Origin of the sequence: Micromonospora halotolerans, from assembly GCF_032108445.1 — a bacterium.
In the GTDB taxonomy this organism is placed as follows: Bacteria; Actinomycetota; Actinomycetes; order Mycobacteriales; family Micromonosporaceae; genus Micromonospora; species Micromonospora halotolerans.
The window spans coordinates 4,929,659-4,955,348 of sequence record NZ_CP134876.1 but is presented as its reverse complement, the minus strand read 5'-3'; the positions used below and the strand labels follow the sequence as shown (position 1 = coordinate 4,955,348).

The window sequence follows — 25,690 nt, the reverse complement described above, 5'->3', positions numbered from 1 at the left end:
GCTTCGTCGAGACGCCGCCTCGAACTCGGATAACTTCTGTCCGAGACTCTAATCGGATAGTCTTTGTCCGAGTCAAGAGGGGGTCCCATGAAGCTGTCCGGCGGGGTCGAGTGGGCGCTGCACTGCTGCGTGGTGCTGACTACGGCGACGGAACCCGTGCCGGCGGCCCGGCTGGCGGAGCTGCATGACGTCTCGGGCAGCTACCTGGCCAAGCAGTTGCAGGCGCTCTCCCGCGCCGGCCTCGTGACCTCCGTCCAGGGCAAGGCGGGCGGCTACGTCCTCACCAGGGCGCCCGAACTGATCACGATCCTCGACGTCGTCGCCGCCGTCGACGGCGACCAGCCCGCGTTCGTGTGCACCGAGATCCGCCAGCGCGGCCCGCTGGCCACACCGGCGGAGGCCTGCACCGGGCCGTGCCCCATCGCCCGCGCGATGGCCGGCGCCGACGCCGCCTGGCGCGCCGCCCTCCGCGCCGTCTCCATCGCGGACCTCGCCCGCGACGTCGACGAGGACTACGGCCCCACCGCGCTCGCCGACATCCGCGACTGGCTGTCTTGACTCCCACCCTCGGTAAGCCGTAGCTTACGTTCGTGGCTACTTACCGAACGGGCGACGGCTGGGACGCCCTGGGCGACCCCACCCGGCGCGCCATCGTCGCCTGCCTGGCCGAGCGACCCCGTGCGGTCGGCGAGCTCGCCGACGAACTGCCGATCAGCCGACCGGCGGTGTCCCAGCACCTCAAGGTCCTCAAGGACGCCGGGCTGGTCACCGACCAGGCGGCCGGCACGCGGCGGGTCTACCGGCTCAACCCGGCCGGCGTGGCCGCGCTACGGGACCAGCTCGACACGTTCTGGCACCGCGCGTTGGACAGCTACCGGAGCGCCGTCGAACAACCGACCGAGGAGACCCCATGACCGAGACAGAAGCCGCGGTGGTCCGCCGGCAGATCGTCGTCGAGGCGCCGCTGGAACGGGCGTTCACCGTGTTCACCGAGCGGTTCGGTGACTTCAAGCCGCCGGAGCACAACCTGCTCGGCGCGGCGATCGCGGAAACCGTGTTCGAGCCCAAGGTCGGCGGCCACATCTACGACCGCGGCGTCGACGGCAGCGAGTGCCGCTGGGCGCGGGTGCTCGCGTACGAGCCGCCGGACCGGGTGGTGTTCAGCTGGGACATCAGCCCTCGGTGGCAGGTCGAGACCGACCCTGACAACACCAGCGAGGTCGAGGTCCGCTTCGTGGCCGAGACCCCCCACCGCACCCGCGTCGAACTGGAACACCGCCACCTCGACCGGCACGGCCCGGGCTGGCAGTCCGTCCGCGACGGCGTGGGCCAAGACGAGGGCTGGCCGCTCTACCTCACCCGGTACGCCGCAGTGTTCACCGACCGCTGACCGCGGGTGCGGGGACGCGACCGCGCGTCCGCGTCCCCGCACCGTCACCGGGCCGCTTCGCGGTCAGGTCCAGTAGAGCACCCGACAGGCCGGCACCCGGGCGGCCAGTTCCCGCTCGAACCAGGTACGCAGCTCCGTCATCGTCTCGCGCGGGTAGACGAACTTCACCGCGCCGAACCGTCCGTACCTGCGCCGGCGGGACTCCTCGTCCATCTCCAGGCGGGTCCGCGGATACCAGCCGAGCAGCACCTCCTTGCTGCCCGGCGTGAACCGGTGGGTGATCAGCTCGGCGGTCAGGTCCAGGCCGGCCAGCCCGGCCACGGCCGACGCCACCCGGTCCAGGAGCGCGCCGTAGTGCCGCCGCCAGTCCGGCACCGGCATGATCGGGGCGATGGTCAGTCCCACCGGGTAGCCGGCGAGGGCCAGCCGGCGCAGGGCCGCGAGCCGGTCCGCCACCGTCGCGGTCCCGCCCTCCAGGCGCTCGCTGACCGGCGCGGCGTTGACGCTGAACCGCACCCGCGTACGCCCCGCATGCGGCACCCCGACGAAGGTGTCCACATCGGCGTACTTGGTGGTCCAGCGCAGTTGCACCGGCGCGTCCCACGCCGCGAAGTGCTCCACCGCCCGCCGCCAGCTCCCGGTCAGGTGCTCCAGGGCGAGCGGGTCCGTGTAGCAGGACGCCTCGAACGTGGTGCCCTCGCCGGCCCGCGCGGCGCTGCGGCTGGTCACGGTTCCCCGCCCGGCGTACGCGGCCAGCCCGGCGAGGATGTCGTCGAGGTCCGCGTACACCCGGGTCACCGGCGGGCCGGACAGCGACCCGGCGAGATAGCAGTACTGGCAGTGCGCCGGGCAGCCCTCGGCCAGGTCGACCCGCCAGTCCGCGCTCGGCGCGATCGGCTGCAGCGCCCGCCGCGACGGCGGGCTGACCACGATCGCCAGGGTGGCCTTGGCCCGCGCGTACGTCTCCCGCTCGGTCTCCCCGCGCACGCCGGTCAGCCGGTTGGCGCGCAACCGCTCCACCTCGATGCCCAGAGCCTCGACCCGGTCGACCACCCGCCGCCCGTGCGGGTGGTCGAGGGCCGCCGGAGTCGCCACCACCCGGCGCGGGGTCCAGCGCCGGGCCGGCCGGGCCGCCGGCGCCAGACCGGTCAGGTCGCGCGTCGGCACCCCCTCACCGCTGGCGTCGTGCGATGCCGGGGACACGTCCACGGCGAGCGGCTCGTCGACGTCGACGGAGTCGCTGTCCGGCCTCATCCGGCCCGCCTACCCGCTCCCCCTCCCGTCAACCCGTGGCGCTGATCCTGCGGGGCCGGGCATGTCTCGACCGGCGGCGGGTAACGCCACGTCCCCGGTGCCGCGCGCATCCCGGGCGGCAGGCGAGCGTGGAGATCGACTGGACGGGAGACGGGCATGTCGCACCATTCCGGCGTCGCGGAGCCGCCCACCGTCCGGCGTACCGAACTCCAGCGGCACCCGGCCTCCGTACCGGGTCGGCTGATCGTGCAGACCCTGTTCGAGATCCCGGTCGGGCTGGCATCCGGGCGGCACCGACACCCCGGTGAGGAGGTGGGGTTCCTCATCCACGGGGTGATCGCCATGGAGTTCGACGACCGGCCCAGCCTGACGGTCCACGCCGGGGAGCCGTTCCTGATCCCGCCCGGAGTCGTCCACAACGCCCGGAACATCACGGCCGACGTCACCACCATGATGCTCTCGACGTACCTGGTCGACGAGACGCAGCCCCTGGTGACGCCGTGTGACTGACGGACCGTCGACCGAAAGGACCGATCATGACCAGCACCTCCGCGCGTTCCGGCAGGCCCACTGTCGTCCTGGTGCACGGCGCCTTCGCCGACAGTTCCAGCTGGAACGGGGTGGTGGAGCGGTTGACCGCCGCGGGCGTCGCCGTGAAGGCGGTACCCAACCCGCTGCGTGGCATCGACGAGGACGCCGCGTACGTGGCGAGCGCCCTCCAGCAGACGCCGGGCCCGGTCCTCGCCGTCGGCCACTCCTACGGCGGGGCGGTCATCACCAACGCCGCCTCGCGGGTGGACAACGTCGTGGGCCTGGTCTACGTCGCCGCCTTCGCCCCCGAGGACGGCGAGACGCTGATGGACATCGAGGGCGGCTCCAAGGACAGCGTGCTGAACTCGGCGCTGGTGCCGGTGCAGTATCCGACCGCCTCGGGCACCGAGACGGAGTTCCTCATCGACCCGGCGAAGTTCCACGACGCGTTCGCCGCCGACCTCACCGAGAAGGACGCCACGGTCATGGCGGCCACCCAGCGCCCGGCCTCCTCGCTGGCCTTCTCCACGCCCACGACGAACCCCGCCTGGAAGAAGTTTCCCTCCTGGGCCGTCGTCGCCACCGGCGACCGGGCCGCCGGCACCGACGCGCTGCTCCGGATGGCCGAGCGTGCCGGCGCCACGATCACCCGGGTCGACGCCTCCCACGTCGTCATGGTCACCCAGCCCCAGGCGGTCACCGACGTCATCATGCAGGCGCTCGACGGAGTCTCCCGGTGACGGCAATACGGCCGCTGTGCACCCCCCGCGGTGCCGGCGCGCCGCAGGGGTTCACGCCGGCAGGTCGAGGCGGGCCAACTGGCCCCGGGTGGCCACGTTGAGCTTCGGGAACGCGCGGTACAGGTGATAGCTGACCGTCTTCGGGCTGAGGAAGAGCTGTGCCGCTATCTCCCGGTTCGTCAACCCGGCGTGAGCCAGCCGGACGATCTGCAGTTCCTGCGGCGAGAGCGCCGCGAGCAGGTCGACGGCAGCGGCGGACGGTGTCTGCTCGCCGGCGGCACGCAGCTCCGCGGCCGCCCGGTCGGCCCACGGCGGTGCCGGCAACCGTTCGAAGATCTCCCGCGCGGTCCTCAGGTGCGACCGGGCCTGGTGCTTGCGCCGGTCGCGGCGCAGCCGCTCGCCGTACGACAGATGGGTACGGGCGATCTCCCACGGCCGTGAGCCGTCCGCGTGCGCGCGCAACGCCGCCGCGAAGTGGTGGTCCGCGAGGTCGGTGTCCGTGGTGAGCATGCCCTGGCCGCGGTGCCATACGGCCCGCGCCCAGTCCTGTCCGGCCGCGTCGGCGAACGCCCCGAACCGGTCGCTCGCCGCGCGGCCGCGCTCCGGGTCACCGAGGCGAACGGCGCATTCGACCTGGTCGGGTGCGAAGTAGACGGCGTGGGCCTGGTGCCGCACCGGCCCGTCCAGGGCGGCGTCGAGCCGGTCCAGCGCCTCGGCGGTGCGGCCCTGGGCGAGGTCCAGCATCGCCCGGGCCCAGACTGCCCAGGCGAGACCGTTGGCGATGCGGTGGGTGGCGAAGCCGTCCTGGCACTGAGCGCTGAGGCGCAGGCAGGCGTCCTCGTCGCCCTGCACGGCGGCGATCCAGGCGAGCACGCCCTCCAGGTATCCGGCGCGGTTCGGCTGGCCGGTGTCGGCGGCCAGTTGCAGGCCCTCGGTGGCCGACGTGACCGCGTTGCGGAACTGTCCGAGATAGAGCTCGGCGGTGGCGAGGGTCACGTGCGCGAGTGGCAACCAGCCGACCGCGCCGGCGGCGCGGCAGTCGTCGACGACCTGCCGGGCGATGCTTCCACCGGCGGTGAAGTCGCCGACGATGCCCGCCACGAACGCGGCGTTGAGCCGCAGGGCGTAGGCGCCGCGGGCTCGCAGCCCCACGGCGACCAGCGGGCGCATCACGGGCAGGGCGCCCGCCGGGCCGGCGGTGAGCAGGGTGGCGGCTCCGGTGACGGCGGAGACCGCCGCTGCCAGGCTGTCCGGGGCAGTGCCCAGCTTCGCCAGCCGTTCGGCCGCATCGGCCACGCGGGGCGGGTCGCTGAGCTGCCAGGCGTTGCGGGCGGCGTCGATGAGGACGGCCCGCGCCCCGGCGGGATCCACGTCGGCGAGTGCCGCGGACGCCGCCACCAGCAGGTCGTGGGCCCGGGCGGCGTCGCCGGAGTCGAAGGCGACCCGGGCCCGGAGTTCGTGGTAGCGGGCGGCTCGGAGCGGATCGGCGGGAGCCTCGCCGACCCGGTCCAGCAGGTGCCGGGTGCGGTGCCGCTGTCCGGCATCGTTCGCCGCGACCGCGGCGGCGATCAGCCGGTGACCGCGCAGCCCGGGATCGGCGGTCAGTTCGGCGGCGCGTTCGAGTGCCGCCGCTGCCGCGGCGTATCCGCTGCGGCCCTGCGCCCGCTCGGCGGCGAGTTCGAGCGCGCGGGCGGTGGTCTCGTCGGGGCCGGTCGCCGCCGCGGCGAGATGCCAGGCCTGTTGATCCGGCTCCGCGGCGACGGCCTCGGCGAGCGCCCGGTGCACGGCCAGCCGCTCGATCCCGGCCTGCTGGTACGCGGCGGCCCGCAGCAACGGATGGGTGAAGACCACCCGACCGCCGGACACCCGCAGCAGGTCGGCCTCCTCGGCCTCGACCAGGGCGGCGCGCAGCGCGTCGCGGGAGATCCCCTGGGTGGCGGCGGCGCGTAGCAGGTTGCCGAGCCCGGCTGCCTCGTCGGCGGCGGCGATGGCGAGCACGGTACGCACGGTTGGCGCCAACCGGGCGATGCGCGTACCGAAGGCGTGCTCGAGGCGCCTCGACAGCGGCAGCGGCGCGGGCAGATGGGTCTGCTCCGCCGCCACGTGCGGCAGCTCGCGCAGTGCCAGCGGGTTGCCCCCGCTCTCCCGGATGATCCGTTCCCGCGCCGCGTGGTCCAGACCGGGAGCCCAGCGGTCCAGCAGGGCGGCGCAGGCCGAGGTGCCGATTCCGGCCAACCGGTGCTCGGGCAGACCTGCGGGGTCGAACTCCGGACGCGCCGCGAAGACCATCGCCACCGCGTCGGCGTGCAACCGCCGGGCGACGAAGCGCAGCGTTCGCGCGGAGGACTCGTCGAGCCAGTGCGCGTCGTCGATGAGGCAGAGCACCGGCTCGTCCTCGGCCAGGTCGGCGAGCAGGGTCAACGCGGCGGCGCCGATCAGCAGCGGGTCCCGGCCGGTGGCCGGCTCCACCCCGAGCGCACCGAGCAGGGCGGCGCGCTGCAGGTCGGGCAGCGCCTCCGCGCGGCCGAGCACCGGGTGGAGCAGGAGGTGGAGGGAGGCGAACGGTATCTCCGCCTCGGACTCGACCCCGGCGCAGCGCAGCACGGTCAGCCCCGGGCCGGTGGCGACGTGGTCCAGCAGCGCGGACTTGCCGATGCCCGGTTCCCCGCGCACCACGAGCGCGGCGCTCCGGCCGGCACGTGCCTGCTCCACGGCGGTCCGCAGGACGGCCCGGTCAGCGTCGCGGCCCACCAGCATGGGATCGGAAACTACACCAGTCACCTGTCCGGTACCCCACGGGAATGGATCTCCATAGCGTCGGTACATGCCTTCCGTACCCGTCGTCGAGGTCAGCGAGGTGACCCGGCGCTATCCCAACGGGGTCACCGCCCTGGCCGGTGTCTCCGTCAGCTTCGACACCGGATCCTTCACCGCCGTCATGGGGCCCTCCGGCTCCGGCAAGTCGACCCTCCTGCAGTGCGCGGCCGGCCTGGACCGGCCCACCTCCGGCCGGGTCAGCCTCGCCGGACAGGACCTTTCCGTGCTCAGCGAGCGACGGCTGACCCTGCTGCGGCGTGACCGCATCGGCTTCGTGTTCCAGTCCTTCAATCTGATGCCGGCACTCACCGCCGAACAGAACGTCGCCCTGCCGCTGCGGCTCGCGGGGCGCCGCCCCCACCGCGCGGACGTGCTCGCGAGCCTCGCCGCTGTCGGTCTCGCCGACCGCGGCGGCCACCGGCCGGGTGAGCTCTCCGGCGGGCAGCAGCAGCGCGTCGCGATCGCCCGGGCGCTGCTGACCGCGCCGGCGGTGCTCTTCGCCGACGAGCCGACCGGCGCGCTGGACCGGCGCTCCGGTGAGCAGGTGCTGCGGTTGCTGCGTGAGGTGGTCGACCAGCGCCGGCAGACCGTCGTGATGGTCACCCACGACGCGCACGCCGCCGCGTACGCGGATCGGGTCCTCTTCCTCGCGGACGGCCGCATCGACGGCGAGATTCCCGCGCCGACCGCGGAGGCCATCATGATGCACATGGCGCGGCTGGAGGCGGCGGCATGCTGACGCTCGCGCTGACGACGCTGCGGTTCGGGTGGCGGTCGTTCGTCGGCATGTTCGTGGCTCTGGCCCTCGGGTCGGCGCTGGTCGCCGCCCTCGGCCAGGTGCTCGCCACCACGGTCGGCGCGGCCGACCGCGGACCGCAACGCTACCGGGACGTCCCGGTCGTCGTGGTGGGTGTCGACGAGCTGAGCGTGCCGACCTGGGACGGCGGGGAGACGGTGCCGCTGGCGCAGCCGCAGGGAGTTCCCGCCGCGCTGGCCACCGCGTTGCCGCACGCGGTCGCCGACCGGGTCTTCCCGGCGACGCTCGCCACCGGGCCCGGCGGGAGCGTCGGGCGCCCCTGGTCGGCCCTGCCCGCCGCCGGGCAGCACCTGGTCGCCGGCCGGGCGCCGACGACCAACGACGAGATCGTCGTCAGCGAGGGTGCCCGGCCGGGCGACCGGGTGCGGGTGGTCACGGCGGCGGGGGTGCGGCCGTACACCGTCGTCGGCGTCAGCAGCACCGCCCGCGAGGTCTCCCTCTTCTTCACCGACGTCCGCGCCGCGCAGCTCTCCCCGCGCGTCGACGCGCTCCTCACCTGGCAGCCGGAGGCCGACGTCCGGGCGGCGGTCGGTACGCGGGCCCGGGTGCTGGTCGGCGAGGAACGTGCCCGGTCGGACCCGAACCGGGAGAGTGACGCCGACGCCCGCAACAACGCCAACACCATCGCCGGCATCGCCCTCGGGTTCGCCATCTTCATCTCGATCGCCGTGGTGGCCGCGACCTTCGCTTTCGCGGTCGGCCAGCGGCACCGGGAGATGGCGCTGTTGCGGGCGACCGGGGCCACACCGGGCCAGATCCGCCGGATGGTCTACCTCGAGGCGCTGACCATCTCCGTCCTCGCGGCCGCGACCGGCGCCGTCGCGGGCCCGTACGCCGCCCCCGCCGTCCTCGACTGGCTCGTCGCGCGGCGCATGGCCCCGGACTGGATCGACTCGGTCAGCGGTTCCCCTGTACCGGCGTACCTCTCCTTCGCCGCCGGCATACTCGTCGCTCTGCTCGCCGTGGTGACGGCCGCGTGGCGGGCCAGCCGGGTCCGGCCGGTCGAAGCGCTGCGCGACGCGCCGGCGCAGGCCCGGTCGATGCCGCTCAGCCGCTGGCTGCTCGGCTCCGGAACGCTGGCCACCGCGCTGGTCTGCATGGCGGTCACCGCCGTCGCGGATCCCGGTTCGGCGACCAACCGCAAGTCGTACATGCCCGTGCTGATGCTGCTGATCGCGGCCGCCGCGCTGCTCGCCCCCGCCGTGGTCCGGCCCACCGCCCGGCTGCTGACGCGGCCGTTCGAGCGGGTGGGCGGCGCCGTCGGCATGTTGGTGGCGGCCGCCGCGACGAGCTCGGCGCGGCGGACGGCGGCGCTCGCGACGCCCGTACTGTTGACCGTGGCGCTGCCCGCGGCGCTGCTCACCGCCTCCGCCATGACCGACACCGCGAGCGCGGCGGTCGACGCGGGGTCGGTGCGGGCCGACTACCTCGTGCTGCCGGACGGCACCGCGGGACTCGACGCCGAGCTGACGGCCCGCCTGCGGTCCGTTCCGGGCGCCGACGTGTCGACCGTGACCGAGAGCAGCGTCTACACGCTCGAGGGCGACACGGTGCTGATCCAGCGCCCGACGCAGGGCGTGGAGTCCGTCCCGGACGACGCGATCGTCCCGGAGCCGGACTGGGGGTACCGGGTGGGCGACACGGCCCGGCTGTGGCTGGCCGACGGCACCGAGGCCCGGTTGCGCGTGGTGCGGCTCCTCTCCCCGGGGGCGGGCACGGCCGCACTCGTGAGTCCTCGTAACGCCCGTGCCGGGCTGCCGTCGACGGCCCTCGTCGACGTGCGGCCCGGCGACGACCCGGCGGCCGTGGAGGCGGCCCTGCGTCGAGCCGGGGAGGGGCACCGCGCCCTGGTGGTCAGCAAGCGGCAGTGGTCGGCCGCGGCCGCCGCCGGACGGGCGAGCGCGAGCCGCCTCGGACTGCTGATGGTCCTCGGGATCCTGCTGACCTACACCACGATCGCGCTGGTGAACACCCTGGTCATGGGTGCACCGGACCGCGCCGGCGAGCGGCGCGTCCTGCACCTGCTCGGCGCCGACCGGAACCAGGTGCTCCGCTACGCGCTGGCCGAGTCGTTGGTGGCCGTCGGTGTCGGCGTGGTGCTCGCGGCAGCCGTCGCCGCGGCGGGGCTGAGCGGGCTGTGGGTGGCGCTGCTCCGGGTGGCCGGGCCCGTTCCGCTCGACGTGTCGTGGACGGTGCTCGGCGCGGTGGTGGCGGGCTGCGTCCTGATCGCCACGGTCCTGCCGGCCCTGCTCGAGCGAGCCTCCCACTCACCGACCGCCTCGGCGTCGGAGCCGGCAGCGTGACGTCACGCCGGACGCGAAGGGGGCTGGCACCGTGGCCCGGGCCGCGGCAGGGTCACGTGTACAGCGTGGTCAGCTCGGGCACCAGGTCGGTGGGCGGCGGCATCGCGGCCATCTCGTCGCGTACCTCGCCCGCCGCCTTCCTGAGCGCCGCGTCGGTGACCAGCCGGGTCAGGACGTCCGGCGTGATGGCCCGGGCTGCCACCCCGAGACCGGCGCCGCGACGCTCGACCACCTCGGCGTTGTGCCGCCGGTCGCCTGGGCCGGGCACGACGAGCTGCGGCACGCCCGCCGCCAGTGCACCCAGCACGCTGCCCGCACCGCCGTGGTGCACGTACGCCGTCGCGTACGGGAGCACCCGGTCCAGCGGCACGCGGCCGACCGCCCGGACGTTCGGCGGCAGCCGCGGCAGCCTGCCGGGCGGCCGGACGAGCACGATGTCGGCGTCCACCGCGGGCGCGGCCGCGATGATCGCCGCCGTCGGGTCGCCGCCGCCCGGACCGGCGACGGTGCTGCGGCTGACGATGATCCGCGGCCGCTCCCCGGCACGCAGAAGCCAGGCCGGCACCTCTCCGCCGCCCGAGTACGGCACCGCCCGCATGGGCAGCCCCGGTCTGGGCCCGGTGAGGCTCGGCGGCGACACGGTGATCGTGGCCGCCGGCGTGCCGATCCGCTGCCGCCTCATCGGCCGGCTCGCCGCCACGGCCGCGACGAGGTCGGCGGCGGGGAACAGGTTGTTCTCCTGCAGGACGCCGGGAACCCCGATGCGCTCGGCGGCGACGCCTCCGGCCACGCCCAGCGGCTCGTAGACGATCAGGTCGGGCCGTTCGCGCCGGGCCAGCGCGACCACCGCGTCGACGAACGTGGCGTTGGCGGCACCGAACAGCTCACCGACGACCGCGGTGCCGGCACGCCCGGCCAGCTCCCGGCGGGCCAGGAGCGGATGTCGCAGCAGGACCCGGCCGGCGATCCGACCGAAGGCGAACCCGGGCGCGACGTCGTGCGCCGCCAGGCCGCCGAGGTCGACGGTGAGCGCGTCGCCGCCACTCGCGATCACCACGTCGTGGCCGGCGTCCCGCCAGGCGAGGGCGAGCGGGACCAGCGGCAGCAGGTGCCCCTGCAGCGGCGCGGAGACGACCAGGACGCGCATGCCCCATTGAAACCCGAAGACGCTGCCACCCATTGTGACCCAGGTCACAATGGGTGAACTCTCGGCCGCCGGCCACGTCCGGAGCACCTGGATACCCCTCGTGTTCATCCAGGGAGAATGATGAGTTCAGTTCGCAAGTTATCGGCGCTGGCGCTGCTCGCGCTGGGCGTCTCGGTGGTGGCTCCCGGCGGTACGCCGGTGTCGGCGCAGCCCCGAGCCGCGAAGCCGGCGACCACACCCCCGGTCGCGTCCGAGAGCCGGACGGTCACGCTGCTCACCGGCGACACCGTCCACGTCAGCACCGTGGACGGCCAGACGGCCGTGAACGTCGTGCCGGGCAAGGGCCGGGAGCGGATCCCGTTCATCACCCACAGCGCCGGCAAGGACGTGCGGGTCATCCCCGCCGACGCCGTCGGCCTGCTCAACCGGGGCAAGCTCGACGAGCGGCTCTTCGACATCTCGATGCTGCTCGGCTTCGGCTACGACGACACCCGGGCCACCCTGCCGCTCATCGTCCAGCACAGCGGCGCCACCCCCGCCGGCCTCCCCGGCGCCCGGACCACCCGGCAGCTCTCCGGGTCGAGCGCGGTCGCGGAGAGCCGAGCGGACGCGGTGTCCTTCTGGAACAGCCTCACGTCCGCCGCGAACGGCACCGAGCGGCAGCTGCGGGCCGGGTTCGACAAGGTCTGGCTCGACGGGCTGCGCCGCCCCACGCTCGACGTCAGCGTCCCGCTCACCGGCGCGCCGGAAGCCTGGCAGGCCGGCTGGACGGGAACGGGGGTGAAGGTCGGCGTGATCGACACCGGCATCGACCAGACCCACCCCGACCTGGTTGGCCGCGTCGCCGCCGCGGAGAACTTCACCGCCGACCCGGACACCCTCGACCGGGTCGGCCACGGCACCCACGTCGCCTCGACCATCGCCGGCACCGCGGCCGCGTCCCAGGGCCGCTTCAAGGGCATGGCGCCCGGCGCGACCCTCTACAGCGCCAAGGTCTGCATGGTGGAGGGCTGCCCGGAGTCGGCGATCCTGGCCGGCATGACCTGGGTGGCGCAGCAGGGCGTCAAGGTCGCGAACATGAGCCTCGGCGGCCCGGACAGCCCGGAGACCGACCCGATCGAGGCGGCCCTGGCCGACCTCACCCACCGCTACGGCGTGCTGTTCGTCGTCGCCGCGGGCAACAGCGGCGAGGCCGGCGAGTCCACGGTGAACTCCCCCGGCAGCGTGGACGAGGCGCTGACCGTGGGCGCCGTGACCAAGACGGGCGAGCTGGCCGCCTTCTCGAGCCGGGGTCCGCGCGCGAGCGACGCCGGCATCAAGCCGGACGTCACCGCGCCCGGCGTCGGCATCCTCGCCGCCCGCAGCTCGACCTCCGACCTGGCGCCGGACGACGGGAACCCGCAGTACACCAGCCTCAACGGCACCTCGATGGCGACTCCGCACGTCGCCGGCGCGGCGGCGATCCTGACCCAGCAGCACCCGGACTGGTCGCCCGAGCGGATCAAGTCCACGCTGATGGCGGCCGCGCGGCCGAACGCCGCCATCGGTGTCTACGAGCAGGGCGCGGGCTTCCTCGACGTCGCCCGGGCGATCCGGCAGCCCGTCACGGCCAACCCGGTCAGCGTCGCCTTCGCGCGGACCAGCGCCGCGCAGCAGCGCACGATCACCTACGCGAACAGCGGCTCCTCCCCCCTCACCCTGAACGTCTCCCTCGACGCGAAGGACGCCGACGGCGCCCCGGCACCGGCCGGCCTGTTCAGCCTCGGTGCCTCCTCCGTGACCGTCCCGGCCGGCGGCACGGCCACCGTGACGGTGAGCGTGCGGGCCGGCACCGACCTGCCCGACCACTACTTCGGCGGTGAGGTGACCGCCACCGGCGGGGGCGTGCAGGTGCAGACCCCGGTCGCGCTCGACATCGCCCGCCAGCAGCTCAGCCTCAAGCTCGTCGGGCCGGACGGCGGCGCGCCCACGCCCGAGCAGAGCTGGGTGACCCTGCTGACCGACCTCGACCGGCAGACCACCCTGGTGTTCGACAACCCCGCGATCACCACGTACCGGGTCCGCCCGGGCCGCTACCTGCTCCAGACCTATCTGCTGACCGGCGACCCGTACGTCCCGAACATCACCTCGATGGTGCGGCCGAGCCTCGATCTGACCACGGACCAGTCGCTCACCGTGGACACCCGCTCGGCGAAGCCGGTCGCGGTGTCCGTGCCGAACCCGAAGGCCACCGCGGTCCACCAGGAGTTCGGCTGGACCATCCGGACCGAGCAGCCACAGGTCTGGGGCAGCAACGACCCGTTCGGCGTCGTGATGGGGCTCCCCCTCGACCACGCGCGGACCGGGCAGATCGGCGGCGGCAGGACTCCCGGCTTCGTCTCCTACGTCAACGGGATGTGGGGCCAGGTGGCCGAGGACGGCAGCCTGCACAACAGCCCGTACGTCTACCGGGTCTACTTCTACGAGCCGGAGCGGATGATGACCGGGCTGACCCGCACGATGCGCGCGGGCGACTTCGCCACGGTCCGCTCCCGGATCAGCGCGGACGTGGCCGGCGTGCCGGTCGCGCGGACCGCGGTCGCGCACGCGCCCGGCAACTCGCCGATCTACCGGGACGAGCGCAACATTCCGCCGAGCTTCACCTACGACGTGCCGAGCACCATCACCGAGTACTACAACCAGGACAAGAAGGCGGTGTGGCAGTCGACCTCGTCCCAGCTGAGGTACACCTACTACCAGTCGGCGTGGACCAGCTTCCAGCCCGGGCGCACGTACACGGTGAAGTGGGCCAACGGCGTGGCCGGGCCGGTCTTCCCGGAGCCGAACTTCGGCCAGCAGTTCGCCACCCGCTACTTCGGCGACACGATCGGCGGGCCGGGGCCGCTGCACGGCGACGGCACCGGGCACATGGGCTTCCGGCACGTCCGCGGCGGCAGCGCACAGGTGAGCCTCTACCGTAACGGGACCAAGATCGGCGACGGGAGCGAGACGCCCTGGGTGTGGACCGTGCCCGCGGAGAAGGGTGACTACCGGCTGGCCGCTACCTTCCGCAGCGACCCGGAGTTCACCCTGTCCACCGTGGTCGACGCGGAGTGGACCTTCACGTCCGCGCACGTGGGCGACGGCGACCTGGTGAAGCTGCCTCTCACGGCCGTCCGGTACACCCCGGAGCTCGACATCGACAACCGGGCGCCGGCCGGCCGGCTGTTCGCGATCCCGATCTCGCTCGACCGTCAGGTCGGTGCGGCACCGGGCCGGACCAGGACCCTGACCGTCGAGGCGTCCTTCGACGACGGCAGGACCTGGCAGCAGCTGACCGTGAAGCGGTCCGGCGAGAAGGCGGTCGCCTGGGTGCGCAACCCGACCGGCACCGGCTTCGTCTCGCTGCGGGCCGCCGCGACGGACACCGGCGGTAACACGGTCAAGCAGACCGTCATCCGCGCCTACCGGTACTGAGGGTGGTCCCCGGGCGCGGCGCCCACCGGCGCCGCGTCCGGGGTCACCGTGGCGTGCGACGTCATCGGGTACGGGTGTGCCGGGTGTATCCCCTCCGCGGCGTCGTCGTGCTCCTCCGCCAGCTCCGCGGCGTAGGCCCGCAGCAGGTCGTGCATCCGCCACCGGCCGTCGTCGGGCCGCACCAGCAGGTGCGCCGCCAGCTCGGCGAGCAGGCCGCGGGCGGTGCGCGGGGACAGGCCGGCCAGGGCGGCCGCCGCCTCCGTGCTCACCGCCCCGGCCGGGTGTCGGGGCAGCAACCGGAAGAGCCGGGCCGCCCCGGGCGTCAGGGCCCGGTAGGACCAGGAGAAGACCGTCTCCAGATCGGCGTGTGCGTCCCCGAAACCGGCCAGCCGGCCGCCGGCCCCGGCCAGCTCACCGGCGACCGCCGGCAGGCTGAGCGCGGGCCGGCCGAGGGCACGGGTGGCGACCAGCGCCAGGGCCAGCGGCAGCCCGCCGCACCGGGCGACGATCTCGTCGACGGCGGCCGGGTCGGCGGCCGTCGCGTCGCCGAGCCAGCGGGTGAGCAGTTCACGGGCCTCGGCGTCGGTCAGCAGGTCGAGGTGCAGCGGGTGGGCGCCCGCCGGGCCGGCCCCGCCGGTGATCCGGCGGCGGCCGGTGGCGATGACGAGGCTCCCGCCGGTGCCGGGCAGCAGGTGTCGGACCTGGTCCCAGTCGCGGCAGTTGTCGAGCAGGATCAGCATCCGGCGCTCGGCCAGGATGCTGCGGTAGAGGCCGGCCTGCGCGTGCAGCTCGGCCGGGATGGCGGCCGGCGCGACCCCCAGCGACCACAGGAAGCCGCGCAGCGCCTCGGCCGGTGTCAGCATCGAGTCGCCGGAGCCGAAGCCGCGCAGGTCGGCGTACAACTGCCCGTCGGGGTAGCGGGCGGCGAGCCGGTGGGCCAGGTGCACCGCCAGGGTGGTCTTCCCCACCCCGGGCATGCCGTCGATGACCAGCGCGGCGGGCGGCCGATCGCCGGCCAGCAGCCCCTCCGCGGCGGCCACCAGGTCGCGGCGGCCGCTGAAGTACGGATGGTCGGCCGGCAACTGCGCCGGCCGCCCGGCACCGGTCGACGGCGCGGCCTCCGGCCCGGCCGGCGCAGATCCGGCCGCCGTCACGTCGGGCGGCGCTGCGGACCGGATGGAGGCCGGTCCGGCGCCGGGCCACGGCCGGGAGCCGCCGGGCGCAGCGTCGTGGTCGAGCAGGCGGTCCCGGGCCGCTCGCAGGTCGGCGCCCGGCCGGATGCCGAGCTCGTCGGCGAGCCGGTGCTCGATGTCGGCGTACGCCGCGAGGGCCTCGGCCCGCCGGCCGTCCGCGGCGAGCGCGAGCAGCAGCCGCGCCTGGAGTCCCTCGTCCAGCGGCTCCTGCTCGGCGGCCAGCCGGATCGCGGGCAGCACCGCGGGGACGCTGCCGGCCCGCAGCGCGGCGTCGGTCGCCGCCCGGACGGCGGCGAACCACTCGCCGTCGACGGCGACGAACTCCGGATGGGTACGGCCGCCGGCCCGCAGGTTCGCGGCGCACCGGTCGCGCCACAGCGCCAGCGCCTCCCGGTAGAGCTCGACGCCCGCCGCGCCGGAACTGCCACCGGCCCGGTCGACCAGGCGCCGGAAGCGCAGCAGGTCGAGCGAATCCTCCTCGATCAGCAGCCGGTACCCGGCGCCGTCGCGGATGAGCACCGAGCCCGCCGCCCGCGTCGGCAGGTCCGGCTCGAAGCGCCGCCGGAGCGCCCCGACGTGCCGGTGCACCACGTTGACCGCGCTGGGCGGGGGGTCGGATTCCCAGAGCAGGTCGACGAGCTCGGCGACGCTGACCGCGCCGCCCGCCCGGACGAGCAGGAGCGCCAGGATCAGCCGCTGCTGCCGGGTGCCCAGGTCGAGCTCGGACCGGCCGCGCCAGCCCCGCACCGGGCCGAGAACGGCGAAGGAGAGCGGGGTGGTCATCCGGACGCGATCCGTACAGAGCTCGTTGCCACGACCGCCACAGCATGGCAGGGGCCGGCGCGGGACCGGTGGCGGGGGTGTTCCCTGCTCAGGCCGCCTGGACGCCGGTGCGCAGAGCGCGCAGGGCGTGGTGGGTCCGGGACTTCACGGTGCCGATCGGCACCCCCAGCCGGCCCGCGACCTCCTCCGTCGACCGCCCGACCAGGAACACCTCGGAGAGCAGGCTGCGCTGCGCCGGGCTCAGCCGGCGCAGCGCGCGCCGGACGGCGTACGACGCCAGCGCGGTGCCGGTCGTGTCGTCACCGGCCGGAATCCAGGTCATGTCGACGAGATGGACCTCGGCGGGGCGGCCCTGCCGGCGCCGGACCCCGTCGATGACGAGCCGCCGGGCGACGGTGAGGAGCCAGCGGCGGGCGGCCTCGGGCTCGGCCGGCACCGAGTCGAGGTGCCGCCAGGCGCGCAGCATCGTCTCCTGCAGCAGGTCCTCGGCGGTCTGCCGCTGCCCGCGGGTCAGCAGGAGCAGGAGACGCAGCACGGCACGGGCATGGTCCGCGTGCAGCGCGGTCATGCGCTCGGCCCGGCCGGCCGGAGATCCGTCGGACGTCCACAGCACGGTCGCTCCCCCCTCCGCAGCAGCAACGGTGAATGAGGCAGGAGCCTAGGGACGGCGGATGCGAATGGACTGACGCGCGAGTGCGAATCGAGTGCCGTCACCGACCGCGACCGGTCACGGACCGGACGTGACCGCCGCGAGCAGGCCGGCCAGTCGCCGGCCGGTCGGCGTGTGCGTGTGCGCGTGCGGGATCAGAGCCAGCGCCTCCTGCCACGCCCGTACCGCGGCGTCCCGGTCGCCGGCGGCGGCGAGGGCGTCGCCGAGCAGCGCAAGCACCTCCGCGGCCGGCGCCGGCGCCGAGGCCTCCTGGTAGCCGACGGCGGCCGCGCGCCAGCAGTCGACCGCCCGGTCGAGCTCCCCGCGGGCGGAATGCCCCCGGCCGAGCACCTCCCACGCCTCGGCGATGCCCAACCGGTACCGCGCGCCGCGCGACAGCGCCATCGCCCGCTCGGCGCAGCGCACGGCCTCGTCCGCCCGGCCCAGTTCGGCGTGGCTCGCGCCCATGATGACCAGGACGTCCGCCAGCAGCTTGTCGTCGCCGGCCACCCACGGCCCCAGCGCCGCGGAGAGCGCCCGGATGACCTCCTCGTGGCGCCCCTGCGCGCTCAGGATCATCGCCCGGTTGAACCCGGCCCGGGTCATCTCCCCGTACAGGCCGAGCCGGGCGAGCAGCTCGACCGCCCGGTCGAGATGCCCGAGCGCGGTCTCGTGCTCGTGCCGGAAGTAGGCCGCCCCGGCCAGGCTGCGGTGCATCCGGGCCTGCCCGACCAGGTCGCCGCCCGCCCGGGCCGCCGCGAGGGCCACCTCGCCGGTCGTCGTCCAGTCGGCCCACCGGCCGCTGCGTTCGAAGAAGTGCTGCATCCCCAGGGCGAGCTGCCAGGCCTCGGTGTGCCGGCCCTGCCGGGCGGCCCGGCCGACCAGCGCGATGAGGACGTGCCGCTCGGCGGTGAACCAGCGCATGGCGTCACCGTGCCCGTCGAAGCGCAGCGGCGTCTCGCCCGGCCCCGGCTCGATCAGCGGTTGGTACTCGGAGGCCAGCAGCCACCGGTGGGCCTGATAGCCGGTGGCCCGGTAGAACGCCAGGCAGCGCAGCTCCGCGGCGGCGCGCTCGGCCGGGCCGTCGTTCTCCTCGCCGAGCTCGGTGGCGTAGGCCAGCAGCAGGTCGTGGGTGCGGTAGCGGCCCGGCAGGTCCTCGGTGACCAGGTGCGCGCGGCTCAGCTCGCCGAGCAGTGCCCGCGCGCTCCGCAGGGGGACGCCGGCCAGTCCCGCCGCGCCGGCGATTGAGATGTCCGGGCCGGGATGGATCGGCAGCAGCCGGAAGAGCCGGGCGGCCGGCGCGGACAGCGCCCGGTAGGACCAGGAGAAGACGGCACGCAGCCCGGTCTGCGGGTCGTCGCCGTCGAAGCCGTCCAGGTTCCCGGGGGCTCGGGCCAGCTCCGCGGCGATCTGCGCCGGTGGCGTCCCCGGCAGGCCCGCCGCGCGGGCGGCCACCACCGCCAGCGCGAGCGGCAGCCGCCCGCAGCTGGCGATGATGGCGTCGATCGCGGCCGGGTCCGCCGCGACGCGGGCCGCGCCCAGCGGCCGCGACAGCGCCGCGCGGGCCTCCTCGACGCTCGGCAGGCCGACCGGCAACGGGTGGGCGCCGGCCGTGGTCAGCAGGCCTCTGAGCCGGCTGCGGCTGGTGACGATCACCAGGCAGCCGGGGGTGCCGGGCAGCAGGTGCCGGATCTGCTCGGCGTCGCGGCAGTTGTCGAGCAGGATGAGCAGCCGCCGGCCGGCGAGGCTGCTGCGGTACAGGCCGGCCTGGGCGTGCAGCTCGGCGGGAATGCCGTCCTGGGGCACCCCGAGCGAGCCGAGGAAGCCGCGCAGCGCCTCGGCCGAGCTCATCGCCGGCTCGTGCCCGTCATATCCGCGCAGGTCGACGTACAGCTGCCCGTCCGGGTAGCCGGCGGCGAACCCGTGGGCGAGGTGGACGGCGAGGGCGGTCTTGCCGATCCCGGGCATGCCGTCGATGGCGAGCACCGCCGGCCCGCCCGGGCGCGCGACCGCCGCGCGGGCCTCCGCGATGAGGTCGTCCCGGCCGCTGAAGAACGGCAGGTCCGGTGGCAGCTGTGCGGGCCGTGGGAGCGGCGCCGGCGAGCCGGTACGGGCGGGCCGGGTGCGCTGGTGCAGCACCCGGTCGTACGCCTCCCGCAGCTCCTCGCCGGGGTCGACGCCCAGGTCCTCGGCGAGCCGGTGGCGCACCGCCCGGTACACCTCGACGGCCTCCGCCTGCCGGCCGTCGGCGGCGAGGGCGAGCAGCAGGCGGCTCTGCAGCGACTCGTCGAACGGGTGCTGCTCGGCGGCCTGCCGCAGCGGCGCCAGCACCGCGCCCAGCCGGCCGCAGCGCTCGGCGGCGTCGGCGGCCCCGCGCACAGCTTCGGCGCGTTCGGCCTCCACGGCGAGGAACGCGGGGTGCAGGCGGGAGGCCGGTTCCAGACCGGCGGCGCACCGGCCGCGCCACAGCCGCAGCCCGTCGAGGGAATGCCGCAGCGCCGACTCCGGATCGCCGTCCTGCAGCCTGCGCGCCGCCCGCCGGCTCAGCGACCGGAACCTCAGCAGGTCGAGGGACTCCTCGTCGGCGCGCAGCCGGTAGCCCGACAGCTCCCGGTGGATGTGCCCGCCCGCCGCCCGGGTGGGCAGCTCGGGCTCGAACAGCCGCCGGAGCATCCCGACGTGCCGGTGCACCACGTTCGCGGCGCTGGCCGGGGCCTCCTCGTCCCAGAGCAGGTCGACCAGCTCGGCCAGGGTGACCGGCAGCCCGCCCCGGACCAGCAGCAACGCGAGCACCAGGCGCTGCTGGCGGGCGCCCAGACGCAGCTCGGCGCCGGCGCGGACGACCCGGATCGAGCCGAGCACCGAGAAACCGACCGTGTCGCCCTCCTCCGCTCGCACAGCGGCCACGGTAACCGGCCGATCCGCCGGCCGGAGCTTGCGATCGGGCAAGCTACGGCCGGTTCCGGTACGCGAGGACGGCGAGAGCCGCCGGCCCGGGCCGGCGGCCCGCCGCGCAGCTCAGCTCACCGCGCGCTTCACGAGCGCGGCGATGCGCGCCTCCACCTCGGGCGTCACCTCGGTCAGGGCGAAAGCGTTGGCCCACATCGTGCCCTCGTCCAGCTTCGCCTGGTCGCTGAAGCCGAGCGTCGCGTAGCGCGCCGTGAACTTCTGCGCGCTCTGGAAGAAGCAGACCACCTTGCCGTCCCGCGCGTAGGCGGGCATCCCGTACCAGAGCTTCGGCGCGAGGACCGGCGCGGCGGCCGTGACGACGGCGTGGACCCGCTCGGCCATGACCCGGTCCGAGTCCGGCATCTCGGCGATCTTCGCGAGCACGCTCCGCTCCGCCTCGGCCTCCTTGTCCGCGCGCGAGCCCCGGCGCGCCGCGGTCCTGAGCTCCTGGGCGTGCTCCTTCATGGCGGCCCGCTCCTCGGCCGTGAATCCCTCGTACCCGCTGGTCCTGGTGCTGGCCATGGTTCCCCCTTGCTCGTGGGCCCGGCGTGTCCTCCCCGGCCCGATCGCTGTGGTCACAGCCTCTCCCGGCCCGGGCACGGGCCGCCTCCGTGCTGACCACGGAAACCACCACGGACACCCGGGTCGGTGCCCCCGCCCGCAACCGGCAGACCGGCGCCGACGACGACCGAGCCCCGGTCGATCCTCGTGGATCGACCGGGGCTCGGCGGTGCAGGCCGGATCAGCGGACGTCGAACCGGTCCAGTTCCATGACCTTGGTCCAGGCGGCCACGAAGTCCGTCACGAACTTCTCGCGCGCGTCGTCGCTGGCGTAGACCTCGGCGAGGGCCCGCAGCTGGGAGTTGGAGCCGAAGATGAGGTCGACCGCGGTGGCGGTCCACTTCACCTGGTCGGTGGCCAGGTCCCGGATCTCGTACACGTGCTCCTCGGACTCCGACGCCTTCCACCGGGTGCCCGGGGAGAGCAGGTTGGCGAAGAAGTCGTTGGTGAGCACGCCGGGCCGGTCGGTGAGCACGCCGTGGCGCGCACCGCCGACGTTGGCCCCGAGGGAGCGCAGGCCGCCGACGAGGACGGTCATCTCCGGGGCGGTCAGGTTGAGCATGTAGGCACGGTCGATGAGCAGCACCTCCGGCTGGGTCTTCTCACCCGGACGCAGGTAGTTGCGGAACCCGTCGGCGCGCGGCTCGAGGACCCGGAAGGACTCGACGTCGGTCTGCTCCTGGGAGGCGTCCGTGCGGCCCGGGCGGAACGGCACGGTCACGTCGAAGCCGGCGTCGCGCGCCGCCTTCTCGACCGCGGCCGAGCCGGCCAGCACGATCAGGTCCGCGAGCGAGATCTTCTTGGCGCCGCCGGCGGAGTTGAACTCCTGCTGGATGCCCTCCAGGGTCGACAGGACCGTCGCGAGCTGCTCGGGCTGGTTGACCTCCCAGCTGCGCTGCGGCTCGAGGCGGATCCGCGCGCCGTTGGCGCCGCCGCGCTTGTCGGTGGACCGGAAGCTCGCGGCGGAGGCCCAGGCGGTGGAGATCAGCTGGGCGGTCGTGAGGCCGGACTCCAGGACCTTCGCCTTGAGCGCGGCGACGTCGGCGTCGTCCACGAGCTCGTGGTCGACGGCCGGCACCGGGTCCTGCCACAGCTGGGGCTCCGGCACCCACGGCCCGAGGAACCGCTCGATCGGGCCCATGTCGCGGTGCAGCAGCTTGTACCAGGCCTTGGCGAACGCCAGCGCGAACTCGTCCGGGTTCTCCAGGAACCGGCGGGAGATCTTCTCGTACGCCGGGTCGACGCGCAGCGACAGGTCGGTCGTCAGCATCGTCGGCTTGTACTTCTTCGACGGGTCGTACGGGTCCGGGATGATCGCCTCGGCGTCCTTGGCGACCCACTGCTTGGCGCCGCCGGGGCTCGTGCTGAGCTCCCACTCGTAGCCGAAGAGGATCTCGAAGAAGCGGTTGCTCCACTGCGTCGGCCGGTCGGTCCAGGTCACCTCGAGACCGCTGGTGATGGTGTCCGGGCCGTTGCCGGTGCCGTGGGTGCTCAGCCAGCCCAGGCCCTGCGCCTCCAGCGGGGCGCCCTCGGGCTCGGGGCCGACGTGGTTGTCGGCGACGGCGGCGCCGTGGGTCTTGCCGAAGGTGTGGCCACCGGCGATGAGGGCGACGGTCTCCTCGTCGTTCATCGCCATCCGGGCGAAGGTCTCGCGGATGAAGTGCGCCGCCGCGAGAGGGTCGGCGTTGCCGCGGGGACCCTCCGGGTTGACGTAGATGAGGCCCATCTCGGTCGACCCGACGCCGGACACCATCTCCTTCTCGGAGGCGTAGCGCTCGTCACCGAGCCAGGTGTCCTCCGGACCCCAGAAGATCTCCTCGGGCTCCCAGACGTCCTCGCGGCCGAAGCCGAAGCCGAAGGTCTTGAAGCCCATCGACTCCAGGGCCACGTTGCCGGCGAGCACGAGCAGGTCGGCCCACGAGATCTTCTGCCCGTACTTCTGCTTGACCGGCCAGAGCAGCCGGCGGGCCTTGTCGAGGTTGGCGTTGTCCGGCCAGCTGTTCAGCGGGGCGAACCGCTGACCGCCGTCGCCGGCGCCGCCGCGACCGTCCTCGATCCGGTAGGTGCCGGCGGCGTGCCAGCTCATCCGGATCATCAGGCCGCCGTAGTGCCCGAAGTCGGCGGGCCACCAGTCCTGCGAGGTGGTGAGGACGGTGACGATGTCCTGCTTGAGGGCCTCGACGTCGAGCTTGGCGAACTCCTTGGCGTAGCTGAAGTCCGCCCCCAGCGGGTTGCCCTTGGGCGAGTGCGCGTGCAGCACCGACAGGTCGAGCTGGTTGGGCCACCAGTCCCGGTTGGTGCGCGGGCGACCGCCGGTCTTCGGGGTCGGCGAGTCGATCGCCGGGTTCTCGCTCTCGCTGCCGTGCGCGGTCACGGAGTCGTGCGCGACCGGGCAGCCGGCCGCCTCCTTCTTGTCCACGCCCTGGGCGCTGGAGGGGGCGTTGTCCTGGGTGTCGCTCATCAATGTCCTTCCGAACTGGCGGATCGCTGGGAGGTGCGTTCGGTCGCGCAGTCGGGGCAGGTGCCCCAGTAGACGACCTCCGCCTCGTCGACCAGGAACCCCTGGTCGTCGGAGGCGGTGAGACACGGGGCCTGACCCACGGCGCAGTCGACGTCGGCGATCGCCCCGCAGGAGCGGCACACGACGTGGTGGTGGTTGTCCCCCACCCGCGACTCGTACCGGGCCGTGGCGCCCGCCGGCTGGATGCGCCGCACCAGACCGGCGTCGGTGAGGGCACGCAGCACGTCGTACACCGTCTGGTGGGAGACCGTGGGTTGATCGGCCCGGACCAGGGCGATCACGGTGTCGGTGTCGACGTGCGGGTGGTCGCGCAGCGCGGCGAGCACCGCCAACCGGGGCCGGGTGACCCGCAACGAGACCGCGCGGAGCTGGGTCTCGAAGTCGGGCGCCATGCGACGAACATAGCTCACTCTTTTGGAATCAATCAAGTTTTGCCGCGATTCGATCCACCCAAAAAGATACCCGCCATTCGGGACGAACAGCGCCTAATTGCCGTCCTGGCGCGCGGCCACCGAGAGGTGGGCGGACAATGCCCGGAGGAAATCCGGCGCGTCGAAGATCTCGCCGGCCGAGGCGACCCCGGTCGTCCGCGTCAGACCGGCGAGAATGCGCCGGACCGCCTCGACCGCCAGCGGCGCGCTGACGGCGTAGATGTCCCGGCCGCTGGCGACGACGCCGCGCCGCCGGTCGCCGGAGCGCACGACCACGTCGACCGTGAACGTCTGGGCGGACCGGCCGAGCTCGTCGACCGCGGCCGGTGCGGGCGTGTCCGGGCCGGCCAGGTCCCGGGCGGCGTCGGTGGTCATGTAGGTGCGCACCTCGGGGATCGACAGGTGGCTGGGGATGGTGACCACGTCGGCCATCGTGAACCCGCCGAGGACGGTGCGGGTACCCAGCGGAGCGGGGAAGGTCCACTCCAGAACCGGCAGGTCGCCCTCGCCGCGGTGGTACTCCAGCCGCCCACCGGTGTAGCGGACCCGCCGGCCGTCCCGCCGCTCCCGGGAGACGGTGCCCGAGGCGAGGGTCCCGGCCGTGGGGTGCCAACTGCTCAGCCCGTACGCGACGTGCGCCTCGTCGGCCGCCGTCCAGTCGCCCATCGCCGCCGTGACCAGCAGGTCACCGAGGCCGCCGAAGAAGGCCATCGCCGGGACCACCGCGACGCCGGCGCTCCGGGCCCGGTCGGTGAACCGCGCGAAGGTGTCGACGTTGGCCTCGATCTCCGCCGCCACGTCCACGTACGGGATCCCGGCGCGCAGGGCCGCCTCGATGACGGGGGCCGCCGTCGAGGCGAACGGGCCGGCGCAGTTGACGACCGCGGCCGCGCCCCGCAACGCCCGGTCGAGCGAGGCCGGGTCGTCGGCCGACGCCACCCGGTGTTCGAGCCCCGGATGCGACGCCGCCAGCGCCCGGAGCCGGCCCGCGTCGCGGCCGAGCAGGAGCGGGACGAACCCGCGAGCGCGCAACTCCGCCACCACGAACCGCCCGGTGTGCCCGTACGCACCGAACACCGCCACGGTCTGACCCGAACCCATCTGAATTCCCCCTCGGAAGATCGACTGAGACGATCCTCGCCGCGACGGCCGACCCGGGCCAGTGTCTGGAACGCCATGGCCCGTACAGTTTCGGACATGGCCACGATCGCGCTCGCCGCCACCGACGGGATGCTGCACTTCGAGTTCGCCATGGCGTGCGAGGTCTTCGCCCGCGACCCCTCGGGCCTGGCGGACCCGTGGTACGACCTCGTGGTCTGCGGCCCGGGCCCGGTCGCGATCGGCAGGTTCCGGGTGGAACCCGACGACGGCCTGGACTGGCTCGCCCACGCCGACACCGTGATCGTTCCCGCCGTGGCGGACATCGACGCGGACGTGCCGCCCGAGCTGCTCGACGCCGTCCGCGCGGCCCACCAGGCCGGCGCTCGGCTGGTCTCGCTGTGCACGGGCGCGTTCGTGCTGGCCGCCGCCGGGGTGCTGGACGGGCTGCGCGCCACCACGCACTGGGCCCACACCGAGGAGCTGGCCGCCCGTCATCCCCGGGTGCGGGTCGACCCGGACGTGCTCTACGTCGACAACGGCACCGTGCTCGCCTCCGCCGGCAAGGCCGCCGCGGTCGACCTGTGCCTGCACCTGATCCGGCGCGACCACGGCTCGACGGTGGCCAACGCCGTCGCCCGCCGCCTGGTCGTGCCGCCGCATCGCGCCGGCGGCCAGGCCCAGTTCGTCACCACCCCGGTGCCCGCCCGCGACGACCATCCCCTCGCCGACCTGCTGCCCTGGGTGATGGCACGGCTGAACCGTCCGCTCACCGTGGAGGACCTGGCCCGCCAGGCGAACATGAGCTCGCGCAACCTGGCCCGCCACTTCGTGGCGGCGACCGGCACCACCCCGCTGCAGTGGCTGTCGACGCAGCGGATCCGCCGGGCCCAGGAGCTGCTGGAGAACACCGACCGGAGCATCGACGCCATCGCGCGGGCGGCCGGCATGGGCACCGCCACGACGCTGCGCCGACACTTCAACCGGACCGTCGGCGTGCCGCCGGAGACCTACCGTCGCACTTTCCGCAGCGCCTGACCCCCGGCCCCC

The 25,690-nt window shown here is 74.4% G+C and carries 19 protein-coding genes; 9 read left to right on the top strand and 10 right to left on the bottom strand.

Annotated elements, in window-relative coordinates:
- Positions 1-87: 87 nt before the first annotated feature.
- The 3 genes from RMN56_RS23365 to RMN56_RS23355 are packed head-to-tail and all read left to right on the top strand — an operon-like array spanning position 88 to position 1,390.
- The gene (locus RMN56_RS23365; protein ID WP_313719676.1) at positions 88-558 is read left to right on the top strand and encodes an RrF2 family transcriptional regulator; all 471 of its coding nucleotides are present in this window, start codon (positions 88-90) and stop codon (positions 556-558) included.
- A 32-nt stretch (positions 559-590) separates the two neighbouring features.
- Positions 591-914, top strand: a complete 324-nt coding sequence (locus tag RMN56_RS23360; protein ID WP_313719675.1) for an ArsR/SmtB family transcription factor — start codon at positions 591-593, stop codon at positions 912-914.
- Positions 911-1,390 (top strand): SRPBCC family protein, encoded by a 480-nt coding sequence (locus RMN56_RS23355; protein WP_313719673.1) that lies wholly within the window; start codon positions 911-913, stop codon positions 1,388-1,390. The genes RMN56_RS23360 and RMN56_RS23355 overlap by 4 nt, the downstream gene beginning before the upstream one ends.
- Before the next feature lie 63 nt (positions 1,391-1,453).
- On the opposite strand, the gene RMN56_RS23350 is transcribed toward RMN56_RS23355, so the two are convergent.
- On the bottom strand, positions 1,454-2,644 hold the full coding sequence (locus RMN56_RS23350) for an SPL family radical SAM protein (protein WP_313719672.1): 1,191 nt from the start codon (positions 2,642-2,644) through the stop codon (positions 1,454-1,456).
- A 156-nt stretch (positions 2,645-2,800) separates the two neighbouring features.
- Between RMN56_RS23350 and RMN56_RS23345 the strand changes: the two genes are divergently transcribed.
- Positions 2,801-3,154, top strand: coding sequence for a cupin domain-containing protein (locus RMN56_RS23345; RefSeq protein WP_313719671.1), 354 nt, complete (start codon positions 2,801-2,803; stop codon positions 3,152-3,154).
- A gap of 26 nt (positions 3,155-3,180) precedes the next feature.
- A complete protein-coding gene (locus RMN56_RS23340) occupies positions 3,181-3,915 on the top strand; it encodes an alpha/beta fold hydrolase (RefSeq protein ID WP_313719670.1) in 735 nt (244 codons plus the stop codon).
- Between the two features lie 51 nt (positions 3,916-3,966).
- Here the strand turns inward: RMN56_RS23340 and RMN56_RS23335 are convergent, their stop codons facing one another.
- Positions 3,967-6,672, bottom strand: coding sequence for a helix-turn-helix transcriptional regulator (locus RMN56_RS23335; RefSeq protein ID WP_313719669.1), 2,706 nt, complete (start codon positions 6,670-6,672; stop codon positions 3,967-3,969).
- 67 nt (positions 6,673-6,739) lie between these two features.
- On the opposite strand from RMN56_RS23335, the gene RMN56_RS23330 reads away from it, so the two are divergent.
- The gene (locus RMN56_RS23330) at positions 6,740-7,471 is read left to right on the top strand and encodes an ABC transporter ATP-binding protein (protein WP_313719668.1); all 732 of its coding nucleotides are present in this window, start codon (positions 6,740-6,742) and stop codon (positions 7,469-7,471) included.
- Positions 7,465-9,852, top strand: a complete 2,388-nt coding sequence (locus RMN56_RS23325) for an ABC transporter permease (RefSeq protein WP_313719666.1) — start codon at positions 7,465-7,467, stop codon at positions 9,850-9,852. Before RMN56_RS23330 ends, RMN56_RS23325 begins: the two co-directional genes overlap by 7 nt.
- A 52-nt stretch (positions 9,853-9,904) precedes the next feature.
- Here the strand turns inward: RMN56_RS23325 and RMN56_RS23320 are convergent, their stop codons facing one another.
- Positions 9,905-10,999, bottom strand: coding sequence for a nucleotide disphospho-sugar-binding domain-containing protein (locus RMN56_RS23320; RefSeq protein ID WP_313719665.1), 1,095 nt, complete (start codon positions 10,997-10,999; stop codon positions 9,905-9,907).
- 120 nt (positions 11,000-11,119) lie between these two features.
- On the opposite strand from RMN56_RS23320, the gene RMN56_RS23315 reads away from it, so the two are divergent.
- Complete coding sequence (locus tag RMN56_RS23315; protein WP_313719663.1) at positions 11,120-14,455, top strand: S8 family peptidase; 3,336 nt, start codon at positions 11,120-11,122, stop codon at positions 14,453-14,455.
- Here RMN56_RS23315 and RMN56_RS23310 read toward each other — a convergent pair.
- The 7 genes from RMN56_RS23310 to RMN56_RS23280 form a co-directional block, all read right to left on the bottom strand.
- Complete coding sequence (locus RMN56_RS23310) at positions 14,443-16,431, bottom strand: AfsR/SARP family transcriptional regulator (protein ID WP_313719662.1); 1,989 nt, start codon at positions 16,429-16,431, stop codon at positions 14,443-14,445. The two genes, RMN56_RS23315 and RMN56_RS23310, sit on opposite strands and share 13 nt — an antisense overlap.
- An 88-nt stretch (positions 16,432-16,519) precedes the next feature.
- Positions 16,520-17,044: a sigma-70 family RNA polymerase sigma factor gene (locus RMN56_RS23305; protein WP_313719661.1), complete on the bottom strand. Its 525-nt coding sequence runs from the start codon at positions 17,042-17,044 to the stop codon at positions 16,520-16,522.
- A gap of 114 nt (positions 17,045-17,158) precedes the next feature.
- Positions 17,159-19,978, bottom strand: a complete 2,820-nt coding sequence (locus tag RMN56_RS23300; protein ID WP_313719660.1) for an AfsR/SARP family transcriptional regulator — start codon at positions 19,976-19,978, stop codon at positions 17,159-17,161.
- 120 nt (positions 19,979-20,098) lie between these two features.
- Positions 20,099-20,551 carry an iron chaperone gene (locus RMN56_RS23295; RefSeq protein WP_313719659.1) on the bottom strand — a complete coding sequence of 151 codons (453 nt, stop codon included), beginning with the start codon at positions 20,549-20,551 and terminating at the stop codon, positions 20,099-20,101.
- A gap of 220 nt (positions 20,552-20,771) precedes the next feature.
- Positions 20,772-23,051 (bottom strand): catalase/peroxidase HPI, encoded by a 2,280-nt coding sequence (katG, locus tag RMN56_RS23290; RefSeq protein WP_313719658.1) that lies wholly within the window; start codon positions 23,049-23,051, stop codon positions 20,772-20,774.
- On the bottom strand, positions 23,051-23,503 hold the full coding sequence (locus tag RMN56_RS23285; protein ID WP_313719657.1) for a Fur family transcriptional regulator: 453 nt from the start codon (positions 23,501-23,503) through the stop codon (positions 23,051-23,053). Before RMN56_RS23285 ends, katG begins: the two co-directional genes overlap by 1 nt.
- A gap of 93 nt (positions 23,504-23,596) precedes the next feature.
- On the bottom strand, positions 23,597-24,643 hold the full coding sequence (locus RMN56_RS23280; protein ID WP_313719656.1) for a saccharopine dehydrogenase family protein: 1,047 nt from the start codon (positions 24,641-24,643) through the stop codon (positions 23,597-23,599).
- Positions 24,644-24,739: 96 nt separating this feature from the next.
- Between RMN56_RS23280 and RMN56_RS23275 the strand changes: the two genes are divergently transcribed.
- Positions 24,740-25,678, top strand: coding sequence for a helix-turn-helix domain-containing protein (locus RMN56_RS23275; RefSeq protein WP_313719655.1), 939 nt, complete (start codon positions 24,740-24,742; stop codon positions 25,676-25,678).
- The last annotated feature ends 12 nt before the right edge of the window (positions 25,679-25,690 follow it).

Excerpts from the sequence above, each read along its gene's own strand:
- RMN56_RS23365 (WP_313719676.1), top strand. The coding sequence starts at position 88 with ATGAAGCTGTCCGGCGGGGTCGAGTGGGCGCTGCACTGCTGCGTGGTG.
- RMN56_RS23355 (WP_313719673.1), top strand. The coding sequence starts at position 911 with ATGACCGAGACAGAAGCCGCGGTGGTCCGCCGGCAGATCGTCGTCGAG.
- RMN56_RS23350 (WP_313719672.1), bottom strand. The coding sequence starts at position 2,644 with ATGAGGCCGGACAGCGACTCCGTCGACGTCGACGAGCCGCTCGCCGTG.
- RMN56_RS23345 (WP_313719671.1), top strand. The coding sequence starts at position 2,801 with ATGTCGCACCATTCCGGCGTCGCGGAGCCGCCCACCGTCCGGCGTACC.
- RMN56_RS23340 (WP_313719670.1), top strand. The coding sequence starts at position 3,181 with ATGACCAGCACCTCCGCGCGTTCCGGCAGGCCCACTGTCGTCCTGGTG.
- RMN56_RS23335 (WP_313719669.1), bottom strand. The coding sequence starts at position 6,672 with ATGCTGGTGGGCCGCGACGCTGACCGGGCCGTCCTGCGGACCGCCGTG.
- RMN56_RS23330 (WP_313719668.1), top strand. The coding sequence starts at position 6,740 with ATGCCTTCCGTACCCGTCGTCGAGGTCAGCGAGGTGACCCGGCGCTAT.
- RMN56_RS23325 (WP_313719666.1), top strand. The coding sequence starts at position 7,465 with ATGCTGACGCTCGCGCTGACGACGCTGCGGTTCGGGTGGCGGTCGTTC.
- RMN56_RS23320 (WP_313719665.1), bottom strand. The coding sequence starts at position 10,999 with ATGCGCGTCCTGGTCGTCTCCGCGCCGCTGCAGGGGCACCTGCTGCCG.
- RMN56_RS23315 (WP_313719663.1), top strand. The coding sequence starts at position 11,120 with ATGAGTTCAGTTCGCAAGTTATCGGCGCTGGCGCTGCTCGCGCTGGGC.
- RMN56_RS23310 (WP_313719662.1), bottom strand. The coding sequence starts at position 16,431 with ATGACCACCCCGCTCTCCTTCGCCGTTCTCGGCCCGGTGCGGGGCTGG.
- RMN56_RS23295 (WP_313719659.1), bottom strand. The coding sequence starts at position 20,551 with ATGGCCAGCACCAGGACCAGCGGGTACGAGGGATTCACGGCCGAGGAG.
- katG (WP_313719658.1), bottom strand. The coding sequence starts at position 23,051 with ATGAGCGACACCCAGGACAACGCCCCCTCCAGCGCCCAGGGCGTGGAC.
- RMN56_RS23285 (WP_313719657.1), bottom strand. The coding sequence starts at position 23,503 with ATGGCGCCCGACTTCGAGACCCAGCTCCGCGCGGTCTCGTTGCGGGTC.
- RMN56_RS23280 (WP_313719656.1), bottom strand. The coding sequence starts at position 24,643 with ATGGGTTCGGGTCAGACCGTGGCGGTGTTCGGTGCGTACGGGCACACC.
- RMN56_RS23275 (WP_313719655.1), top strand. The coding sequence starts at position 24,740 with ATGGCCACGATCGCGCTCGCCGCCACCGACGGGATGCTGCACTTCGAG.